Origin of the sequence: Streptomyces sp. SID12488 (assembly GCF_010548275.1) — a bacterium.
Taxonomy (GTDB): Bacteria; Actinomycetota; Actinomycetes; order Streptomycetales; family Streptomycetaceae; genus Streptomyces.
The window spans coordinates 1-384 of record NZ_JAAGLT010000173.1 but is presented as its reverse complement, the minus strand read 5'-3'; the positions used below and the strand labels follow the sequence as shown (position 1 = coordinate 384).

At 64.1% G+C, this 384-nt stretch carries 1 protein-coding gene; it reads left to right on the top strand.

What is annotated here, in order from left to right; translation table 11 throughout:
• Nucleotides 1-16 precede the first annotated feature (16 nt).
• On the top strand, nt 17-384 hold a 368-nt coding region (locus G3I56_RS43045; RefSeq protein ID WP_239135482.1), incomplete at its 3' end, for a pyruvate kinase.

Sequence of the window (384 nt, the reverse complement as noted above, 5' to 3'; positions counted from 1 at the left end):
CGATAGGATCCGCTCCATGCGCCGTTCGAAAATCGTCTGCACGCTGGGCCCCGCCGTCGACTCGTATGAGCAACTGAAAGCGCTCGTCGAGGCCGGTATGAACGTGGCCCGATTCAACTTCAGCCACGGATCCCAGGCAGAGCACCAGGAGCGGTACGACCGCGTCCGCAAGGTCTCCGAGGACACCGGGCGTGCCGTCGGCGTCCTCGCCGACCTCCAGGGTCCGAAGATCCGTCTGGAAACCTTCGCCGAAGGTCCCGTCGAACTCGTCCGCGGTGACGAGTTCACCATCACCACCGAAGACGTCCCGGGCGACAAGTCCATCTGCGGCACGACCTACAAGGGTCTGCCGGGCGACGTCTCCAAGGGCGACAAGATCCTGAT